Genomic DNA, 19,118 nt, shown 5'->3' with positions numbered 1-19,118 from the left:
TTAATTAGTTTAGGAAAACCAAGCTTATGGGCGAATTCCTTAATCAGAAGTAGGCCAGAATCGGAGGATAAATCCCCTCCTGCGAAATTAATTTTAATTTTACTGTTGCTTTCTGAGTGAAGTGCATTTAGACTAGACATAAGGGTTTCTCCTTTGTGAAATGTTAGTTGCGGTGACTTCATTTTAACAAAGTTGAAACTCTTTTTCTATTGTATTGGTTTCACTTTTTAAGTGAAACCAATAATAATGCAAAACTACTGTAACTATGCGGCACGAAGCAATGCTGGATAAATTATGATGAATAATTCAGGATAAGTATAAGAATCTTTTGGGAAATTTTATAATTATTCTTACTATATAATATTATCTAGTCTGTCGTTAAATGTCAATTGCTTGACTATTTTAGTGGTTCTTATATTCTATAAATAATAAAAGAAAAATGAATTGATATAAATCACATTTTTCATGATTTAATATACAATTCATTCAGCCCCTCTTGTATATGTTCCTTTATCCAGCTTATCACATCAACAGATGTGATAGGTACTTCCCCAAGTATCTGTTTTATTTCTTTTGTATCAAAAATAAAAGTATTACCATTATATACATGTTTATAGAAGTATTCGATTTCTTCATTCCCATGGATGCAGGCAGCAATCGTTTCCGCCATGTTTCCTAAAGGAACCCGGTCAATATGGCTTTTTTGAAATAAAGCTATTACGGTGGTTCCTTTCCCTTTAATAGATTGTATTGTAAAAGACCCCTCACAGCTTTCCGCCGCCGCTTTAAAAAGGGAAATCCCAAGTCCCACTCTGCGGCTTTTTCGTGTAGTAACAAAGGGATCCGCTACTTTTTCCAGCATTTCTTCATCCATCCCTACTCCATTATCGGTTATCTCGATGGATAATCTATCCTTTACATCATCCTCTTCAATAAAAATAGTAATCAAAGAAGCTTTGGCCGAAATGCTATTTTGGATGATGTCCAATATATGAAGAGATAATTCTTTCATCCTCTCGCCCCCAGGGTGTGTTTTTTATGCGTAAGTGCAGAAAAAATTTCCTCCAGTGTCAGTGCTTTTACTTCTATAAAATGTTCCTTTTCAGATATTTCCCATAGGTGATGGGCATCAGAATTATGCAGGACATTATAGTTTCTAAGACTTGGATATTTTTTCTGAATATCTTCTAAATCTGTATTCTTGAATAATTCTACAGTGTTAATTGGAAGATGCTCTGGAATAAAGCCCAGGTTTGCTATGATACTGTAGGCCCCTTTGTTAATATGGGCAGGTATTACAACCCCGGCTAAACTACTGACCTCTTCAATGGCATCTTCGAGAGATATGTTGGCAGAAGTAATTAATAGCCGGGGGTTCTCTCCTACGATACAATCCTCCTCATTCAATATCAATTGGCGTCCAAAGAATTGGGGTATATTTCTTTGAGCCGCTAATTTATCATGAACAGTTTCCTGAAATTTTTCTGCCCGTTTAAGATCCCTAAATAAACATAATAAATGGATTTCTTCTTTTGTTTGCAGTTCCATTCCAGGTATGACGAGTATCCCATTTTTTTGTCCTATCTTCATACAGGCCTTACAGTTATCTATGCTGTTATGATCCGTAATGGCAATGACATTTAACCCTTTAATAACACTCATATTGATAATATTATTGGGAGTCATATCCTCATCCCCGCAAGGCGAAAGTGCCGTATGAATGTGCAGATCATAATATGCTTTTATCATTATTTAATCCCATGTTCATAAAGCAGTTTAAATATTTCAAAGCTATTTAACGGGGTAGACAGAATTGCTATATCCTCCTCTTCTGCTTTGCGAATAGAGGCCCCATCTATTTCTGCATCTTCTGGGATAATAATACAACTAAGGTCTAGTAAGCTGGCTATGGCTACAACATTTATATGGGTTTGAACAGTGATCCACGCATCTCCATGCTTTGCATGAGACATTACCCAACTAAGTAGATCGCAGCAATAAAGACCAGTGATTTTTTTTTCTAAGGCTTTTTCACCAGCGATATGACGGAATCCTATTTTATCAATTAAATCTCTTACGTGCATTTCACTTCTCCTCCTTTATGATCATCCCTTTATATAGATAATCATCGTTACAATTGTTGCTGCTCCCTTTTCAGATTGAATCTCAAATTCGTCACTGCATCTTTTCATATTTGGCAGGCCCATGCCAGCTCCAAAACCAAGCTCTCTCACTCGATTGGGTGCAGTGGAATACCCCTCCTGCATAGCAAGTTCTATATTCTCAATGCCTGGTCCATAATCTTCTGCTATAATTTGTACCTGATCAGGATTGATTAGAACTTTAATTCTACCACCTTCAGAGTGTATTACGATGTTCATTTCCGCTTCATAAGTTACAATTGCTGTTCTTCGAATAATTGAATCCTCAATGCCTAACTGCCTTAAAACCTTTTTTATATTGCTGGAAGCCTCCCCAGCCCTTGAAAAGTCATCTTTAATAATCTCATACTGCAGTTTGATTCCATTAATACCGTTGTCTTTATTCATGTTGCTTACTCAACTCCTCTGATGGGGACTCCTTCTAAGCCATTTTCATATAAAATGCCGCATGCGGTATACATGATGTTTTTTGTGGTTAAAAGAATGATATTATTTTCAACTGCTAAATCCAATACTTCTTTGCCAGGCTTTTTCCCCCTGACAAAGACAATTACACGTATATCTAACATTTCTGCCGTCCGAATCACCTGAGGGTTTGTTAACCCGGTCAGCAATATAGTTCTGCCACTGGTAAATGCCAAAACGTCGCTCATTAGATCACAGCCAAAGGCCATATCTACTTCTTCATCCAGATATTGCTCCCCAATTAAACAATCGGCTTCTAATAACCTTTTTATCTCTTTAACCTTCAATTCAATCCCTCCATCAGTATGCATCACTAGTTGCTAAATCATGGTACCTATAAAGACTGCCTGTAAGTGTATTCTGCAGCTTAGTAACCGACCCTTGGTCTTTTAATGTCAATGTCTCATCTAATCCTTTAATCATTTGATCCAGCATTTCAACATATGCTGCATGAAGCCTGCTTAAATCTGATGTTGGAGCTCCTCTCACCAATTCTTCCCTGATCGATTTCATTTTCTCTAACTGCTCCTTGATTTTCTCCGTATTCTTTAAACTGGGATTGTTATATTCCTCAAAAACCTGCTTTGAGAGTTGTTGAAAAACTTCAATCAGTTTTCTGTTTTCATTGGTAAGCAATAGTGTATATTTAGCATCTTCTTTATTATATTTCACAGCACGCATTGGTATATTTGTTGAGGCAACAAAGGCATTCTCATCGAAAGCTTTGACCTTTGACAATATGCTATCCGCCTCCCTGCGCTCCATAAGTGCTGCTGTAATTACTTTGAAACCATCTTTCTGCCATAAATAGGAGCCAAAATTTTGTTTCTTTAAATTCTCCATTAAGGCTTGTGCATTATCCGCAGTGGAAAAACTCCCCATTTGCACACCGTAAATAGTAAAACCTTGGATCTCAAAAGTACTGGCATAAGCCTCCTGTGTAGATTCAACTGTCTGGTTTGAATTTTCTTGGGAAACAGACGGCTCCGGATGATCCTGCGCTTGTTCCTTTATTGGAGGGGGAGCTTGTTTCGATATTATGTTTGGAATCACAAAATATTTTGTTCCTATGTATCCAAGCGAGATGGCCACAATGGGAAGTATTAGTACGAAAACAATAATAAATCCTATACTTCTTCCCCTGTATTCCCTATTTGTTTTCAATCTGGTTTGTCTCATTTCCCTTCCCCCTTTAAAACATACGATCAAAATTTAGCTGTATTTGCATCGGCTCATTAGGATAAAGTATATTGGAAACTTGTATTCCAATCAAGCGCAATTTTTTATCCCTTGGAATCTTTTCTATCAGTACTTTTTCAGAATACTCATAAAGAGCTTTTAACTCTCTTGTATATCCAGTAAAAGATATGGTCCTTGAAAGCTGGGTAAAATCCTCATATTTTACTTTTACCGTAAGCGTCCTAATAAGTAGATTATCTTTCTTTAACTTCTCAACGATAGCCTCACACTGATGTAAGATCTGCTCCTTTAGCAAATTCAGGTCGTCAGTATCCTTAACAAATGTACACTCTTCTCCCAATGATTTTCTCCTGCTTTTATTTTCTACAGGTCTATCATCTTTTCCTCTTGCATAATTTAATAATTCTATACCTTTTTTTCCAAATCTAGATGTCAGAGTACTTTCATCATAATTTAACAGATCGTGTACTCGATATATTCCGATTCGATTTAATTCTTTTTCGGTTTTTGGTCCAACACCCCACAGCTTGCCAACAGGCAACAAGTCCAAAAATTGGTGAATATCTTTTTGCTCAATGACTGTAAAGCCATCGGGTTTTTGGTATCCTGAGGCTAACTTAGCTAAAAACTTGTTGATAGAAATACCTACTGAGGCAGTTAGGTTTAATTCTTGTTTAATTCTAGTTTTGATCTCTAGTCCAATCCTAATTGAATCACTCCCAGAAACATCTAAGAAAGCTTCATCCAATGAAATGGGTTCTATGAAATCTGTATATTGTTCAAATATTTCTTGGATCTGGTTTGAGATTTCTATATAACGTTCCATTCTAACGGGAATGATTAGCAATTCCGGACAAAGTTTTTTAGCTTTTGTTGTTGGCATGGCTGACCGGATTCCATACTTCCTCGCCTCATAGGATGCTGTACAAACAACCCCACGCTCATAGGGGCTTCCTCCTACTACAATAGGTTTATTCTTTAGATTCGGATCGTCTTTCTGTTCTACCGAAGCATAAAAGGCGTCCATATCAATGTGCACAATGGATCTATGCACATCTCCACCTCCAGTGATATTAATATATTTTGCAAATGAACAATTTTTAAACTTTTCTTTATTATATCATAAAGCTTTTTAGAAATTTGTCCGATATTGTTATAGTAACTGTTTTATTCCTCAATTTTAATTTTCGAAAGGAGTGGATTCCCGTTCATAATAATATTATTCAGTCCATCTTTCAACAAAAACTGCAGGATATACAAAGCCGCTTACCCAACCAAGTAAAAATAATAAATAAGGACCAGACAGCTGACTTTGAAAATATCCTCCAGTCTGCTGTGGAAAATGCCAAGTCAGATATGCATTACTCATCATCAGATTACGATAAAATTATTCAGGCAGCTTCTGATAAATACAAAATCGACTTCAATCTAATCAAAGCTGTCATGAGCACTGAATCCAGCTTTAATCCTAAAGCTCTTTCTACTGCCGGTGCCCAAGGTTTAATGCAGCTGATGCCGCAAACAGCAAAGGGTCTTGGGGTAAAAAATCCGTGGGATCCAAAGCAAAATATAGATGGTGGAGTTCGCTATCTTCGAAATATGCTGGATCGATATAACGGCAATATCCAGCTGGCTTTAGCAGCCTATAATGCTGGTCCTGCTAATGTCGATAAGTACAAAGGCATTCCACCCTTCCAGGAGACAATACGGTATGTTGATAAGGTTCTGTCAAAGAAGTCGTTCTACGATTCAAAGGATCAGGAAGTATAAAACCCTGCTACAGTATATAGCAGGGTTTTATACTTTAGAATATTCTTCTCGCTGTTACAAATCGATCTTTATAGTAACCTTCATTGATCTCTGAGATAACTACCTTTTTTGCCTTACTTCCTGAAGAAGCATGTATAAACTTGCCGTCGCCAATATACATTCCTACATGAGTTATTTTACCGTCAATCTTGCCAACCGTGTCAAAGAATACCAAATCTCCAAGCTTCAAGTCGCTTTTCGAAATCTTTTCTCCTGCAGTAGCTTGATCTTTGGAGCTCCTTGGCAAGACAACCCCGAAGTTTTTGAATACATAAGATGTAAAACCAGAGCAGTCAAAACTCTTAGGGCCGCTGCTTCCATACTTATAAGGAGTCCCTAAAAATCCTTTTGCATATTCACCTAGCTTTGCCAGACCTGCAAATCTGCTAGCCGATCTCGAAACAGGCGTTGAAGTATTGCTGTTATCTAGAACAATTGCTACAAAATCCTGATGAATCCAGCCTTCTCTATCACTACTATCTATAACATTGTACCAGCCCTCTATATATCCCTTAACAGCAACATAGGTATCTAGCTTGAGTTTGGTAAGAATTTGAGCATTCATAGCTGGAGTTGCCCTCAAGTTTACTTGATCACCAGTGATTCTTCCTGTTGAATAATTTGGCATTGTGGAAACATAATCACTGTGCACCCATCCTTTAAGATCATCCTGTAAAAGAATATTAAACCAGCCGTCCGATTCATCTATGATTGTTACTTCTGTACCTTTTCCAATGTTTTTAATAATTTCAGTATTTATATCGGGACCTTTCCTAACGTTTAGATTGTCCCCTGTGATCAGTCCTTTTTTAATCAAATCCTTTTTCTCTTCGACAGGGATAATTAGATCGTTATATACCCATCCGGTGCTACCATCTGCAAGTTCTACCAGATACCAGTCGTCCTCGTTATCTCTAATGTTTACATATTCACCAAGCTTTAGGGTCGTTATTACATCTGATGTCTGTTCAGGCTCTTTTCTTACATTTACCTCGTTGGCTACTGTGATTGCTTTGTTCGCTTCTTCAGCAAAACCAACTACTGCCATGGCAATAATACATAAAAAGCTAACCAAAATAATTCTCCATAAATTAAAGCCTTTTGTCATTTGAAACAACCCCCTAAATAGTCTGCCGTCCTTGATCTATCTCTCTTCAGCAGCTTCCTTGGTGCCTTATAGGCTTCAGTTATAACTATTAATAAAATTGTTTAAATACTTTGTTCCAGTACAGCATATGTATTCTTTGGACAAAGTTCTACTCATTGTCCAACTTTATCCAAAAAATATTATTCTATATAGAACGTCAAATTCCTTCAAAAAAATCTAGAAAATTAACTTTGTACGAATTCAAAATATTTTAATTTTATTCCTAACTCTAAACGGTCATCTTCTCAATTGGGGGATTGCTGTATTCAAACTACTATATTCGAAGCCTCTCAGAAAATTTTGTCTTCAGTAAAATTATCGCTTCTTCTAATCTTTTCTGATTTACCTCATCCAACTGTTGGTAGATATTTTTTAAATCCTCAATTTCTTCATTAATTCTATCTTGTCTCTCTGTCATGGCATTCTCTCCTTTTTCGGGATTTTCTGCATACTATATTCGATATTCTAGGAGGATTTCCTGCTTATTGTGTGTATTTTTTGAAAATTCTTTATTTCTTATGAATTTAACCAAATTTTCCATAAATATACATATCCAGGTTTAGTCCAGCTTTCTCGGGCACAAACAAAACAAGAGCCTAATTTCGGCTCTTGTTCGCAATGGTGCGGATGGCGGGATTCGAACCCGCACAGTCGGTTGACCGCTACCCCCTCAAGATAGTGTGTCTGCCAGTTCCACCACATCCGCATAGAGAATGAAACTACTATTTTGTAACTCTTTGCCCGAAACAACAGTTACTTATATAGTATAAATTCATTCCTCATAAATGTCAACATTCTTTTCGTACAATTAAACTCCATTTTATGGAACCCCATTTTATGGAATTCTATTCTCCTCGCTATTCAAACTCCCAATTCTCAATATTATTAAAAATATTAAATGACTTAGGGTTAATATCTCCACCAACATAATCCCTCATGATAATGGAACTATTCTTAAAAAACAGTCCGAAATATGGTAATTCTTCTACAAGATTTTTTTGTATGTTGCTATAGGCCTCTCTCTTTCTGATCTCGTCCTTTGCCATTGCTGCCGTTATTAATAAATGATCCATTTCAGGACTGTTGTATCCGACAAAATTATTCGTTACGCCGCTGGCAGAGTGTAGTGCAAAGCTTAAATCCGGGACAGTGGACAGTTGCCATCCCCCCAGGACCATATCAAAATTGCCGGAATAGAGTCTGTTTTGGTATTCTTCCCAACTGACTCGATCAATGATAATCTCTATTCCCACTTCCTTCAAATGGTTCTTGATCATCTCTGCTGCTCTTAGTCTTAAATGATTCTCACTATTTACTAAAAGGTGCATGCTTAACTTTTGCCCTTCTGCATTAACCAGGTAGGGGTCAGGGTATTTCGCTTCCCAATGGTTTTTTGCTAGTATATCCTTTGCCCGGCTCACATCATAACCATATTTTTTTTCATTTTCATCATAGAGCCAAGAATCGGGATTGATTGGAACATCTGAGACTGTTGCATGGCCTAGGTAGATATCATTTATCAGAGCTTGTCGGTCAATACCATAGGCAATAGCTTGTCGAAGGTTTTTGTTTTGTAGTAATTCTTTTCTGAAGTTATAGCCCAAAAACTCAAATTCTTGCGTTACATATTCATAAATCTTCAAGGTTGGATCTTCACTGTATTTTTCCCAGTCAAAATCATTGGATTTTGCTAATGCTACTTCATTTGCCTCTAAAGAAGTAAGTGCTGTTTCTTTATCCGGCACGATTTGCGCGATAATTGTCCTAATACTGGGTTGACCTTCCCAATAATCAGGATTTGAAACCAGCTTAAGATATCTCGATCTATTATACTGACTGACTTTATATCGTCCTGTACCGAGGGGAACAAGATTTTTTGCTGTATATACGTCCTGAATTGTTTTAAACTTATGCTTTGGCAAAATTGGAAATGTAAATAATTCAGCATATGCATTTGCTCCGCTATCCAAAACAATAGTCACTTTGTTTCCCTGAACCACTTTGGCCTCTTTTATTCGATCCGTATAAAAAGCATAAATGGAAGTGTCCTTTCCGGATTTTCCCATTTTCAGTGCATCAATGGTAAATTTTACATCTTCAGCTGTAAAAGGCTTACCGTCGTGCCACTTTATATTATTTCTTAAGGTAAAAGTCCAGACAGCGGCATCTGCCGAAATCTCCCAGGCAGTGGCAAGAGCCGGTTGGGGTTGTTGATGACTGTCAAGCTTTAGCAATCCATCGTAAATCAGCATGCTCAAGTGATAAACGCTGTTATCTGTGTTAATGATTGGATTAAGCGTCTCAAACTTTGTCAAGGGTAGCAGCAATTCATTATTGTGATTAATCTTTTTAGGGGTATTCATACTCTCTTCTACATTTTGTATATCTTCTACTTCCTCACAACCAATGAACATCAGGATAATGAGCAACATGTAAATACAGAACATAAATCTTCTTTTTTTCACTGAAATACCTCCGTATAATCACTGCCCTGTAGAGTAATGTGTTATTGTCCTTATCTTACCTTACTTTATTTTCTTTAATTTTGGATTATCTATTAAGCCTGGCAGTCTGCCTCGCTTAGCTACAGCTTTACCACTAACTTCCTTAATATCCATGGTCATATCAATAGCCGATGCACCAGAAATATAACTGCCTACACCAAATGAATCAGCCCCTGCCGCAGAGAGGGATCTAATTTTATCTGGCGTTAATCCTCCCGAAACAAATATTTTCACATGATGAAAGCCCGCGTGATCCAGCTTGCTTCTTAATTCCCTCACTAAGTGAGGCGTAACGCCGCCTCTTTCACTAGGAGTATCCAATCTAATTCCAAATAATCGATCCTTTAGTACACTTGCTATGCGAATGCTTTCTTCAACTTCATCTTTGAAAGTATCAACTAAAACAATTCTTTTATGATTTTCCGGCATTATTTGATCATAAACTTTGGCGATATCCAGTGTATCTCCCGCAATCAACATCGCCGCATGAGGCAGGGTTCCAGAGGCGTCTATATGCATCAGCTTAGCCGCAAGAATACAGCTGGCTCCCGTTGCACCGCCTACTACTGCAGCACGCTCCATTACCGGAGCTACCGCAGGGTGTACATGCCGGGCCCCAAAGCACAGAAAGGTTTTATCTTGGCAGGCTTCCTTAATTTCCTTTGATGCAGATGCCCATCCGCTGGCACTAGCTAAGGAACCTAGAATAATAGTTTCATAGACACCAAAATCTCTATAGGCACCTTTTATTCTGACCAGAGTTTCCTTTTCCTCAAAAGTTTCTCCCTCATCCACTGCCCACATTTCTATATCTTTGTCCTTCAATATATTCTTTACTTCCTCAATGCCGCAAAAAACTCCTGATTTTCTCGCAAAAACTTCTGCTGTTACTACACTATTATCTAGATTCATATTTTTTAACAGATCCATTGTTCTCAAAAAGTAAACATCGGTTGTAGCCGCACTCAGTATTTCTTCATGGGTCGCCGAATGCAGCAGTCTTCCTCCATCTATCTTAAGTGTTTCTATATCCTTTAGACTTGTCATTGGTTTCATTTCATCACATTCCTTTCTAAATATGCATTGCCTGCTTATGTAATACCAAGGAAAGCACCTATTGCCTCATTAAATTATAAAGGACTTTTTTTTATTGTACAACAAAATACTTACATTCCGATATATAAATATATAGATAACAGTCTATAACTGTTATCTATATATCATATTATAAATTTTATAGCTTTTTAACACTTTATCTACATATGCTCTTGTCTCAAAAAAAGGTATATGATCCAAGGTCATCCCATCACTGCTATATCGTGGATCATTCAGCCATTTTCTAACGTTCCCGCTTCCACCGTTATAAGCTGCCAACATAAGCGGAAGATCATTTTGGAATTCTCCTCTTAATCTGTCTAGATACCAACAGCCTATCATGATATTTAAATCCGGAACAAAAAGCATTTCTGCATCGTAGCCTTTTACCCTCAGCTCTTTAGATGCCCATTCCCCAGTAATCGGTGCAATCTGCATCAGTCCCCTTGCATTTTTTCCCGACTGAGCTTTTTCATAGAATTTACTCTCTGTTCGAATAATCGCAGCCACTAGGTAAGGGTCTAAATTATAGTCCTCTGCATATTTAAAAATCAACTCTTTATAATGTAATGGATATACCATTTTGATAACCCAACGGGAACCATTTACTGCCAAACCAAGTGACATTGCAATTAATAGTATAACCAATAAAAATCGATATTTTTTAAGATCAATTAAAATCAATGCTATCCCTCCGAAAAATTGCCGGTTACCCGTGCTAACTGCATCTGAATCTGCATATATAATTCATCCATTCCTTTGTTATTATCTAGTATTACGTCCGCATATTTCTCTTTTTCGTTCATAGACATTTGTGCATTAATTCTTTTTTTCGCCTCTGTAACAGAAAAACCATCTCGATTCATTAGTCTTCTTATCTGAGTTTCTTGATCTACTTTAACCAACCAGACTTCATCAACTAATTTTCTCATATTCATCTCAATTAGTAAAGCCGCATCCAAAAATAGGATAGAGTTTTTCCCCTTAATTCTGTATAACTCTATTCTATTGGTAATTTCATTTATTATTCTCGGATGTGTAATCCTGTTTAGTTTTTTTAGCAGATACTCACTGGAAAATACAATTTCTCCCAAAGCTTTTCGATTTAAGCCTCCATCTTCATTCAGTACCTGCTTCCCAAAAGTTAAGGCTATTTCTTCTAATGCAGGTTGTCCAATTTCTACGATTTCTCTTGCAATCAGGTCTGCGTCAATCACAGGAAATCCTAAAGCCTCTAAATAATTGGAAACTGTACTTTTTCCGGAGGCAATACCGCCCGTAAGTCCTATTATTTTCATGTATGGTCTCCTTACTTTTTTGTATCATACCAACTCTTTCCTAAATGCATTTCTACTTTAAGCGGAACATTCAGTTGTATGGCCTCTTCCATTTCTCTTTTTACGATTTGTTTCACTTCATCGATTTCATCCTTATGGGTTTCTACGATCAATTCGTCGTGTACCTGCAAAATGAGTCTTGATTGTAATTTTCTCTTGTCTAGCTCTTCATGGACGCGAATCATAGCAACTTTTATGATGTCGGCTGCACTTCCCTGAATAGGTGTATTCATTGCTGTTCTTTCTCCAAAGGAACGAATATTAAAATTGCTGGAAGTCAATTCTGGTATATATCTCCTACGATTGAGTATGGTTGTTACATATCCGTTTTTCTTGCCATTTTCTACAGCTTGTTCCATGTAGGTTTTTACACCTTTATACTTATCGAAATACTCATCAATATACTTTTGTGCTTCTTTCTTAGTAATGCCAAGATTTTCAGCCAAACCAAAATCACTAATCCCATAAACGATTCCAAAATTGACGGCTTTGGCACTGCTTCGCTGGTAAGATGTTACCTGATCGACGGGAACATTAAAAACCTTTGATGCGGTTATCGTATGAATATCCTGGTCTGTTTCAAAAGCTTCAATCAGTTCTGGATCCTTAGAAATGTGCGCAAGCACTCTTAGCTCGATTTGCGAATAATCCGCATCCAATAGCAAATAGTTTTCATCAGTGGGAATAAAGACTTTTCTTATTTCTCTTCCCAGTTCTAATCGAATAGGAATATTTTGGAGATTGGGTTCCGTACTGCTGATTCTACCTGTAGCTGTAACGGTCTGGTTGAAGCTGGAATGAATCTTATTTGTACCCTTGTTGATTACGTCAATGAGACCGTCAATATAGGTAGATTTTAATTTTACGTAATGCCTATATTCTATAATTTTATTAATAATTGGATGCTTTTTGCTAAGCTTTTCTAAAACCTCAATATTTGTGGAATACCCGGTTTTTGTTTTCTTTATGGCTGGTAATTTAAGCCTCTCAAATAGTATATCTCCTAACTGCTTTGTGGAATTAATATTAAACTGCTCACCGGCCATGGCGTATATTTCAGCCATCAATTGCTCTATTTTTCCGTTCAACTCTTTACCTAAACTGCTTAACATCTGATGATCTACACGGAATCCCTCGTACTCCATGTCTGCAAGTACTTTAATCAGAGGCATTTCCACCTCGTGAAAGAGCTTTTTTAATTCCAGTTTTTCCAATTCTGCCTCTAATATCTTTTTCAAATCTTTCACTGCATGACAAACTTGGTGTCCATATTTTGAAAGCAAGTCACGATCAATCTGCATAAAGGTGACTCGGTTTTTGCCTTTTCCCAGCAAGGATTCTTCATTACTCATATTTTTTCCTAAATAAGCAGTATATATTTCATCTATTTCATAGGAAGTCCGCGTAGGCTCAAGCAAATATACGGCTATGCTTGTATCAAAATCTGCACCAGCCAATGATATGCCATGCTTACGCAGCATTAAAATTTCGTTTTTGATATTATGGCCAGTCTTTAAGATATTTTCATCTTCGAAAATATCTTTTAGTAGTTCAATAGAACCTTTCAAAACTTTAAAGTCTACATAGTAGCTAAAATCTTCTTCCAGCATGATGCTCATTCCGATTATTTCTCGGTCCCTCACATTTTCACCTACACCAAACAGTCTAAAATAGAGGTGTTTTGACAACATTACTACATTTATCAATTTTTGAACATCTTCATATTTCTCTATCATATGTATTTTTGCCCTATCTATAGCTTTCTCCTGACTATCCTCGCTTTTTATCATTTTTTGGATAAGGCTGTGAAACTCTAGACGGCGAAAAAGCTCCAACAGTTTTTCCTGATTGGGTGCTTCTCTTTGAAGAGCAGTTAATGACAGGTCAATAGGGACATCGGTTTTAATCGTAGCCAATCTTTTACTAAATATCGCCTGCTCTATATTGGATTCTATTTTTTCCCGCAGTTTTTGATTTTGTATCTCCTCAGTATGCCGGATCATTTCTTCAATGCTTCCAAACTGTTTGATTAACTTAATAGCTGTTTTTTCTCCAACCCCAGGTACACCAGGAATATTGTCTGAAGAATCACCCATTAATCCCTTCAAATCAATAAATTGCTGTGGGGTTACTTCATATCTTTCAATAATACTCTCAGGAGTATAGATTTCCAGATCTGTCATACCTTTTTTTGTAATCAATATTTTTGTGTGATCCGACGCCAGCTGCAAGGCATCTCTATCTCCGGTAACGACTAAGGTTTCCAGGTTCTTTTCCTCACAGTATTTTACTAAAGTTCCGATCAAATCATCCGCTTCAAATCCATCTATTTCCATTCGATGGATATGCATCACATCCAGCAATTCTTTTAGAATTGGGAGCTGTTGTCCTAATTCATCAGGCATTCTCTTTCTTCCCGCTTTATAGGCATCATATTCCATATGCCGAAAGGTAGGCGCCTTTCTGTCAAATGCTACACTGATATATTCCGGCTGATAATCTTCATATATTTTATATAACATATTTACAAAGCCATAGACTGCGTTGGTATAAGTACCTTCTTTTGTAGTCAGCGGTGGAAGTCCATAAAAGGCTCTGTTAATCAAGCTATTTCCGTCTATAATGATTATTCTTTCACCCATCTTAATCTACTCCTTTATTCATATCACTTTAAATCTACCTATATACTACCCAAAAAGCAGGCATATATTTAGTATCTGTTTATTCATATATTCTCATAAATTCTTCAAAATCCTTCTATAACTATTATTAGTTACCTTTAAAATCAATATAAGCGTAAAAAATGACCTCCATAAAGAGGTCATTTTAGAATGCTATTTTTTCTTTCCTTTTAGGATTTTGAAAACATACCAAAGGACGGGCAGCATTACCAGTCCAGCCAGCAGCAGCATTGGCAATATGCTAATAAAGCCTACCAGCAATCTTTCTCCGGTTTCTAGGATGTGATTTATACTCTTAATGAAGCCCTTCTTAGCCTTATCCCATACATCTTCACTGGGTGGTTGAATCCTCTGATCCTTAGGCGAAATTTCATTGAGCGAAATCTGGACTGTAGAGAGGCTGACCAGATCATCCCAACGCTTGATATCTCCTGTTAACCGATTAATCTCTCCACGTACTCGACTTAACTCCCGCTCTACTTCTAAAATATCCTTAACATTATTTGCCTTACCCATAATCTCTCGCAAGCGTGCTTCTTGTATTTTTAGGTTTTCTGCCTCATTGACCGTGTCCCGGTATTGCAAGGTGATATCACTGCCGTTGATGCCAAAATTCGTAACAGTGCCTAAAGACTTAATCTGTTCTACGATCGTTTCCATTTGATTCTCAGGTACACGTATTACCATGTTGCCCATCTTTAGGGCTTCTTCCGGATTATTTGCATTATAATACTTGTATTGTGTATTTGAACTCTCTACATAACCGCCATAAGCTGCAGTCGTATTCATGATTAGATTAAACTTTTCATCGTAGTTGACCACATCTATGTTTACGTAGGCACTCTTAATTATTTTTCTACCTTCCCGGGAAACAGATTTCATTAAACCTTCCGGCTCCGTCAAAGCCATATCCATTTGAGCATTTTCCTGTGCCCCACCACCATACTGGCCAGCATTGAATTCGGCTTCCGGAAGGATTCCTCTTGCTGTGCTGCCATCCATAGGAGGCGCCGCTGGAGCACTGCCTGCCTTAAACATCTGTGGTTGTTCTGCGGCATTATCCATAGTCATTTGTTCTCTTTGTGCACTCTTCATCGATGTATTGAGTAAAGGAATTGAAATCACAAAAACAATAAACATCGCTGCAATAGAGGCAAGCATTTTCCAATCGATTGGTCTCTTCTTTTGTTTGATTGACGTTAGCTCTATTATTTCTTCTTTTTCCCCATAGATGTCTAGACTGGCCCCTATCAGTTTTTCATGCAAGGAAGTCTCAAAGTCTTCTGGCAAGTCAACCATAGGCAGCTTACTGCATTGTTCAAGAATCTTTTTCAGTTCCTGATAGGTACTTCTGCAGTCGCTGCATTCCCGAATATGAGTATTTATTATTTCATTTGTATGTTCATCCAACATATTATCTATATAAAGAGAAATTAACTCGTTTAATTCTGTACACTTCATATGATCCCTCCTTTCTATATTTTGACGTAGCGGTTTTTATAAAGTTCCGTATTTTTTTGCATGTTCTCCTTTAAAGCCATTCTTGCTCTGCTAATTCTTGATTTAATCGTTCCTTGGGAGCAATCAAGAATTTCCGCTATTTGTTCATAACTAAAGCCCTTAATATCACGTAAAACAATCACTGTTTTATGCTGCTCCGGCAATCTGTTGATTGCTTCTACCAAATCTTGCAGCTGTTCTTTTCTTTCCACTGCCTCTTCGGGTATATTGCGTGTATCCGGAATTTCACGCTCCAATGTACCCTCTTCTGTTTCAATGCCCCTGTCGTAGGATAAGGTTTTATCCTTCTTCCGCTTTCTTAATTCATCTAAGCATGTGTTTGTAACGATCCTATAAAGCCATGTAGAAAAGCTTGAATTGCCTTTAAAGCTGTTAATCGACTTATATACTTTAATCATTGCATCCTGGGTTGCATCTGCTGCATCTTCTGTATTGCCTAACATCCTGTAGGCAATATTGAAGGCCAGCTTCTGGTACTCCTTAATGAGCAGCTCAAAACTCTCTATATCACCCTGTTGGCTTTTTTCTATCAGTTGTCTTTCCAGGTCAGTCACATTTTTCACTCCCTTCTTAAAAAATCCCCTGTTCAATTGGACGGCAAAAATAGAAAAAGGTTCCCAAATTCCTCCTATTTTTTTCATTTTATAAATATCATATACCTTTCATTGGCCTCCGTAAACAAAAAGAGATAGTCTCCTATGGACTATCCCGGAAAATTATTGGACAATTGTGGTTTTCTCTGTATCCTCAGTGCTTTCTGGTTCTATTTTCTCTTCCGTTCTCTTTACCAGTACAAGATTAAGCTTGTAGTTATCATATTGAATATCATAATCTTTTTTTAGATCATCTAAAGAGACCCATTGATCATTGACCACCAGATTATTAATTTCTAAATCAGCTAAATTTATCAGTGTTTGACCTTTTTCAAATTTTACAGCCAGTGATTTATTTCCATAGAAAAGGTTTGGCTTTTTATAGATTTCCACTTTCTTATTATAGGAATTGAAATTATATTCTACATCAAAGTTTTTTTGCAATTCCTCTAAAGATAAATAGGGTTCCTTATTGATCCATTGTAATTTGCTTAACCTAGATACGTCATATCCAACCACTTGAGACAAGACCTTCACCGGAATGGTTGGATTATGCACGGCAACCGGACTATGATTCACCTCTAAGAAAGTACCATTTAACTTTAAAAAAGATACATCATACCACATATTCTTGAGCATATTGTTTTTTTCAATCCGGCCGCCAATGAGTTTTTTTATATCCTCAAGAGATAGATAAAGCTTTTCTCCTGCTAATTTAGCTTCGATTTCTTTGCCGTATACTTTGGTTTTTCCTTCCAAATCCCGTTCTACCAAAACACCAAAGTAATCATTTAATGCTGATTCACTGATGTAAATTGCTTCATTCTCCATGATGACATCTGAAATTAAATCATATCCATTCACCAGTAGTACCCACTGTTTAGAAAGGGCAACAGGTCTACTCTTTGATATTTTTACTGCCTCTAAGATGCTGTTATCCTCAATACCTTCTCTCATTTTTTCCTCATCCAGCTTTTGCCTGATCGCTTTACCCAAGTCTTTCTCAGATTTATAAACATCGGGATAAACCATCAAGACCTTTGGTTTTTCCTCGTTCTCAGGGTGGACTTGAAAAAGACTGTAGAGGACATCGACTTTTGTGTTTAATAAAACTTTTTCATACAGTTCCTTAACGTCATAGTTGTACATGCGGACACAACCGGCAGAAGCTGTAGTACCAATAGATTTTGGGTCACTATTCCCATGAATTCCATAATTCGTTCTAAAGCCTAACCAACGTATGCCTAAAGGATTTGAAGGGCTGCCGCCGGGTATTTTTAGTTTGCTGTAGTATGGATTTACTATTTTATTAAGGATTTTATAGCTTCCAGTTGGTGTTTGTGTTGTTTTAGATGGTCTTCCTACTGCAACCGGATAAATCTTTTCTACTTGATCTCCAGTGAAGAGTGTAAGTGTCCTTGCGGGGATGTTAATCACTATTCTTTTATCTGCTGTAATCTGCTGCCCGAAGCTCAATGTAAAGCTCTCGGAAACAATCGCTAAAACCAGTAAAATAAACAGATATTTTTTTGCCAATCAATCCCACCCCTCCAATTATTGATACCTTTAATGTTTATGGAAAGGTAAGGACAATTATGCAAACTAAATAAAAAAGAACTACTGGTATCAGTAGTTCTAATCAGCCTCCGTAACAGGAATATTCTTTTTTATTGAATAAGGGTGAAAAAAAGATTCAATAATATTTCTTTCCTTATCATATATAGCCGTTGCATGATGCATAAAATTATTTCTAAGATAATACCGCAGATCTATGGATTTTAGGATAATCTTTCCCATTTCTTCGAAATGCATTACGTAATAAAGTGGTGTGAAATCGCGGAAATATCTGCCGATATTCGTTTCTTCAAAAAGCTCAACAATTTCATTTTCCGGCTTCTTAAACTTTTTCCTTTCTTTTAACCCTTTCGTTACGAGGTTTACCTGACCAACAATATGATGACTATTGCTGTTCACGATATAGTCCCATTTATGAAAGGCCATCAGGGATGGAAGCACGTTAACATCCACCAGCTTGTATCCATGCTGATAATACTGTGTTACAATGAGCTTTGCATAATGCTTCATATACAATCTAAATCCTAAATATACACCAAAGCTGATAATGATGCCCCCATAAAAGAAACTGCTTTTTTGATTTGCAAAAATGAGCAGGAAGCATAGCAAAGTAATCATAGGATCATAAAGCATTAATATTCCAACCATATGCTTTTTTCGGGTAAAGGGCATAAACAGTTTGGCCCCATAGGAGTTGAGAATGTCAAAAAAGGTGTGAGACATACAGCCAATAAAAGTCCAAATAAAAACCTGAAAAAAATTAAATCCCTGAAAAAATGGAGATAATCCTGCTGTAATGACAGCAGCTAACCCTAACAATGCAGGTATAGAATGTGAGGTCCCTCTATGATGCTTTAAATATACATAATCTCCCCAAATCCTTGTTACAATATCAATATCTGGTGACATTGCTCCGATTGCACAGCCTAGACTAACAGGATTGGTCAGGGTAACCGGGTCGCCGCTAAAAGCCGAAATAGCTAAACCGATAACCCCATGGGTAACTGGATCCATGTTTTCACCACCAAT

At 37.1% G+C, this 19,118-nt stretch carries 19 protein-coding genes, 1 tRNA gene and 1 pseudogene; 1 reads left to right on the top strand and 20 read right to left on the bottom strand.

Annotation, left to right across the window (positions count from 1 at the left end; genetic code table 11):
• From BUB56_RS07680 to dinB, 8 genes and pseudogenes are all read right to left on the bottom strand, one after another.
• Window positions 1-140 (bottom strand): annotated as a pseudogene (locus BUB56_RS07680) (IS1380 family transposase); the annotation flags it as partial.
• A 323-nt stretch (window positions 141-463) separates the two neighbouring features.
• On the bottom strand, window positions 464-1,012 hold the full coding sequence (locus tag BUB56_RS07675) for an ATP-binding protein (protein ID WP_110940734.1): 549 nt from the start codon (window positions 1,010-1,012) through the stop codon (window positions 464-466).
• Window positions 1,009-1,749 (bottom strand): PHP domain-containing protein, encoded by a 741-nt coding sequence (locus tag BUB56_RS07670; RefSeq protein WP_242946246.1) that lies wholly within the window; start codon window positions 1,747-1,749, stop codon window positions 1,009-1,011. Before BUB56_RS07670 ends, BUB56_RS07675 begins: the two co-directional genes overlap by 4 nt.
• Window positions 1,749-2,084 (bottom strand): DRTGG domain-containing protein, encoded by a 336-nt coding sequence (locus tag BUB56_RS07665; RefSeq protein WP_110940733.1) that lies wholly within the window; start codon window positions 2,082-2,084, stop codon window positions 1,749-1,751. Before BUB56_RS07665 ends, BUB56_RS07670 begins: the two co-directional genes overlap by 1 nt.
• A gap of 21 nt (window positions 2,085-2,105) precedes the next feature.
• Complete coding sequence (locus BUB56_RS07660; protein ID WP_110940732.1) at window positions 2,106-2,549, bottom strand: ATP-binding protein; 444 nt, start codon at window positions 2,547-2,549, stop codon at window positions 2,106-2,108.
• Between the two features lie 5 nt (window positions 2,550-2,554).
• The gene (locus tag BUB56_RS07655; RefSeq protein ID WP_110940731.1) at window positions 2,555-2,914 is read right to left on the bottom strand and encodes a hypothetical protein; all 360 of its coding nucleotides are present in this window, start codon (window positions 2,912-2,914) and stop codon (window positions 2,555-2,557) included.
• A 13-nt stretch (window positions 2,915-2,927) separates the two neighbouring features.
• Window positions 2,928-3,806: an SPOR domain-containing protein gene (locus tag BUB56_RS07650; protein ID WP_110940730.1), complete on the bottom strand. Its 879-nt coding sequence runs from the start codon at window positions 3,804-3,806 to the stop codon at window positions 2,928-2,930.
• A gap of 13 nt (window positions 3,807-3,819) precedes the next feature.
• A complete protein-coding gene (gene dinB, locus BUB56_RS07645; RefSeq protein ID WP_110940729.1) occupies window positions 3,820-4,881 on the bottom strand; it encodes a DNA polymerase IV in 1,062 nt (353 codons plus the stop codon).
• Between the two features lie 86 nt (window positions 4,882-4,967).
• Here dinB and BUB56_RS07640 point away from each other — a divergent pair, with 86 nt between their 5' ends.
• Window positions 4,968-5,597: a lytic transglycosylase domain-containing protein gene (locus BUB56_RS07640; protein WP_242946245.1), complete on the top strand. Its 630-nt coding sequence runs from the start codon at window positions 4,968-4,970 to the stop codon at window positions 5,595-5,597.
• A 34-nt stretch (window positions 5,598-5,631) separates the two neighbouring features.
• Here BUB56_RS07640 and BUB56_RS07635 read toward each other — a convergent pair whose 3' ends face one another.
• From BUB56_RS07635 to BUB56_RS07585, 12 genes are all read right to left on the bottom strand, one after another.
• Window positions 5,632-6,744, bottom strand: a complete 1,113-nt coding sequence (locus BUB56_RS07635; protein WP_110940728.1) for a C40 family peptidase — start codon at window positions 6,742-6,744, stop codon at window positions 5,632-5,634.
• A gap of 313 nt (window positions 6,745-7,057) precedes the next feature.
• Window positions 7,058-7,201, bottom strand: coding sequence for a hypothetical protein (locus BUB56_RS19365; RefSeq protein WP_190014296.1), 144 nt, complete (start codon window positions 7,199-7,201; stop codon window positions 7,058-7,060).
• Window positions 7,202-7,402: 201 nt separating this feature from the next.
• Window positions 7,403-7,489 (bottom strand) — tRNA-Leu (locus BUB56_RS07630).
• A 151-nt stretch (window positions 7,490-7,640) separates the two neighbouring features.
• Window positions 7,641-9,248 carry an ABC transporter substrate-binding protein gene (locus BUB56_RS07625; RefSeq protein ID WP_110940727.1) on the bottom strand — a complete coding sequence of 536 codons (1,608 nt, stop codon included), beginning with the start codon at window positions 9,246-9,248 and terminating at the stop codon, window positions 7,641-7,643.
• A gap of 60 nt (window positions 9,249-9,308) precedes the next feature.
• Complete coding sequence (locus tag BUB56_RS07620) at window positions 9,309-10,343, bottom strand: nicotinate phosphoribosyltransferase (protein ID WP_110940726.1); 1,035 nt, start codon at window positions 10,341-10,343, stop codon at window positions 9,309-9,311.
• Window positions 10,344-10,496: 153 nt separating this feature from the next.
• Entirely contained in the window at window positions 10,497-11,066 is a 570-nt protein-coding gene (locus BUB56_RS07615) for a lytic transglycosylase domain-containing protein (protein ID WP_242946244.1), read from the bottom strand.
• A gap of 2 nt (window positions 11,067-11,068) precedes the next feature.
• Window positions 11,069-11,680, bottom strand: coding sequence for a dephospho-CoA kinase (gene coaE, locus BUB56_RS07610; RefSeq protein ID WP_110940725.1), 612 nt, complete (start codon window positions 11,678-11,680; stop codon window positions 11,069-11,071).
• Between the two features lie 11 nt (window positions 11,681-11,691).
• On the bottom strand, window positions 11,692-14,361 hold the full coding sequence (polA, locus tag BUB56_RS07605; protein ID WP_110940724.1) for a DNA polymerase I: 2,670 nt from the start codon (window positions 14,359-14,361) through the stop codon (window positions 11,692-11,694).
• Window positions 14,362-14,553: 192 nt separating this feature from the next.
• Window positions 14,554-15,861 (bottom strand): DUF4349 domain-containing protein, encoded by a 1,308-nt coding sequence (locus BUB56_RS07600; RefSeq protein WP_110940737.1) that lies wholly within the window; start codon window positions 15,859-15,861, stop codon window positions 14,554-14,556.
• A gap of 14 nt (window positions 15,862-15,875) precedes the next feature.
• Window positions 15,876-16,475, bottom strand: a complete 600-nt coding sequence (locus BUB56_RS07595) for an RNA polymerase sigma factor (RefSeq protein ID WP_242946243.1) — start codon at window positions 16,473-16,475, stop codon at window positions 15,876-15,878.
• A gap of 162 nt (window positions 16,476-16,637) precedes the next feature.
• Window positions 16,638-18,050, bottom strand: coding sequence for a L,D-transpeptidase (locus BUB56_RS07590; RefSeq protein ID WP_110940722.1), 1,413 nt, complete (start codon window positions 18,048-18,050; stop codon window positions 16,638-16,640).
• A gap of 99 nt (window positions 18,051-18,149) precedes the next feature.
• Window positions 18,150-19,103, bottom strand: coding sequence for a metal-dependent hydrolase (locus BUB56_RS07585; RefSeq protein WP_110940721.1), 954 nt, complete (start codon window positions 19,101-19,103; stop codon window positions 18,150-18,152).
• Window positions 19,104-19,118: the final 15 nt, after the last annotated feature.

Source organism: Geosporobacter subterraneus DSM 17957, assembly GCF_900142145.1.
GTDB lineage: Bacteria > Bacillota > Clostridia > Peptostreptococcales > Thermotaleaceae > Geosporobacter > Geosporobacter subterraneus.
This window is presented reverse-complemented; position numbering and strand designations above follow the sequence as displayed.

What these genes read in the sequence shown, in the direction of transcription:
- BUB56_RS07665 (WP_110940733.1), bottom strand. Translation starts at nt 2,084, where the DNA reads ATGCACGTAAGAGATTTAATTGATAAAATAGGATTCCGTCATATCGCT.
- BUB56_RS07600 (WP_110940737.1), bottom strand. Translation starts at nt 15,861, where the DNA reads ATGAAGTGTACAGAATTAAACGAGTTAATTTCTCTTTATATAGATAAT.
- BUB56_RS07585 (WP_110940721.1), bottom strand. Translation starts at nt 19,103, where the DNA reads ATGGATCCAGTTACCCATGGGGTTATCGGTTTAGCTATTTCGGCTTTT.
- BUB56_RS07635 (WP_110940728.1), bottom strand. Translation starts at nt 6,744, where the DNA reads ATGACAAAAGGCTTTAATTTATGGAGAATTATTTTGGTTAGCTTTTTA.
- coaE (WP_110940725.1), bottom strand. Translation starts at nt 11,680, where the DNA reads ATGAAAATAATAGGACTTACGGGCGGTATTGCCTCCGGAAAAAGTACA.
- BUB56_RS07675 (WP_110940734.1), bottom strand. Translation starts at nt 1,012, where the DNA reads ATGAAAGAATTATCTCTTCATATATTGGACATCATCCAAAATAGCATT.
- BUB56_RS19365 (WP_190014296.1), bottom strand. Translation starts at nt 7,201, where the DNA reads ATGACAGAGAGACAAGATAGAATTAATGAAGAAATTGAGGATTTAAAA.
- polA (WP_110940724.1), bottom strand. Translation starts at nt 14,361, where the DNA reads ATGGGTGAAAGAATAATCATTATAGACGGAAATAGCTTGATTAACAGA.
- BUB56_RS07650 (WP_110940730.1), bottom strand. Translation starts at nt 3,806, where the DNA reads ATGAGACAAACCAGATTGAAAACAAATAGGGAATACAGGGGAAGAAGT.
- BUB56_RS07620 (WP_110940726.1), bottom strand. Translation starts at nt 10,343, where the DNA reads ATGAAACCAATGACAAGTCTAAAGGATATAGAAACACTTAAGATAGAT.
- BUB56_RS07670 (WP_242946246.1), bottom strand. Translation starts at nt 1,749, where the DNA reads ATGATAAAAGCATATTATGATCTGCACATTCATACGGCACTTTCGCCT.
- BUB56_RS07660 (WP_110940732.1), bottom strand. Translation starts at nt 2,549, where the DNA reads ATGAATAAAGACAACGGTATTAATGGAATCAAACTGCAGTATGAGATT.